General features: G+C 31.7%; 2 protein-coding genes. Both read right to left on the reverse strand.

Annotated features, from left to right (window positions below; genetic code table 11):
- A partial coding sequence (locus VB776_RS24480) for a DDE-type integrase/transposase/recombinase (protein WP_323699471.1) occupies positions 1–501 on the reverse strand: 501 nt, incomplete at its 3' end.
- A 41-nt stretch (positions 502–542) separates the two neighbouring features.
- The gene (locus tag VB776_RS24485; protein WP_323699472.1) at positions 543–914 is read right to left on the reverse strand and encodes a hypothetical protein; all 372 of its coding nucleotides are present in this window, start codon (positions 912–914) and stop codon (positions 543–545) included.
- Between the last annotated feature and the right edge of the window lie 67 nt (positions 915–981).

The raw sequence follows: 981 nt of genomic DNA on the forward strand, positions 1-981 counted from the left end.
ACGCTCTCTATCAATTGCCATTTGTAATGCTAGCAAACAATGTTTTACTTCTAAACTTTCTCCTACCTGAAAGCCCACTACTTTATTTGAATAAGCATCTGTTAGTAAACTTAGATAAGCAAAACCTCCTTCTTCTAACCTAACATAGGTAATATCTGCTACCCATAATTGATTTATTGCATCAGGTTTCCAACCTATTGTTAAATTTTTATATTTTAACCATCGCTCAGAATAGGTTGTCCTTGACTTCCTTTTTTTTCTGATAACCAAAAGTTTGTATTGGGATAATAGTTCAAATAAAGCATCTCTTCCTATTTTAATTTGATGTTCTAAAAGAAAAGGCGTAAGCAATATATACAGCTTCTTTGTACCAAGAATAGGATGAATTCTTCGAAGTCGTTTTACCTCATCAATAACTAAACTCTCTTCAATGCTTACGCATTCTGCTCTTTGCCAATACTGATAATAATTTTGACGACTTATGCCAAGTAATTTACACATCCGTGATAAGGGCATTACCTTAGATTGATGAAAAGTATGAATTACTTGGCAACATCCTTTTTTAGAATAGGTAAATTATATTCTCGCTCTGCCCAATCAATTACTTGTTGGTATAATAAAACTTTATCTTTCTCAGCTTGTAGAGCTTGCTCTAACTCATTAATTTTATCAAGTTCCTTTTGTCTATTTAATTTGATTTCTTCAAATGTACTTGGACTTGGAATATGAACATGACGATAGGGGTCTTCATAGCCTAATTTCTTCATCCATTCTTGGATTGCACTTTGATAACGAATATTGTACTTTTTTAATAAAAACTTCTTTGTTACACCTCCAGATAAGTACTCTTCGATAACTTTGCGTTTAAATGACTCATTGACAATTTTTTCGCTTTTTAATCTTCTTTGTCCCATTACTTTAAAGTTTATAACTAATTTCGATAACTTAACCGAAACTGTCAACTTATTTTAGGACAAGACA

The organism is Arcicella gelida (genome assembly GCF_034931025.1).
Lineage (GTDB): Bacteria > Bacteroidota > Bacteroidia > Cytophagales > Spirosomataceae > Arcicella > Arcicella gelida.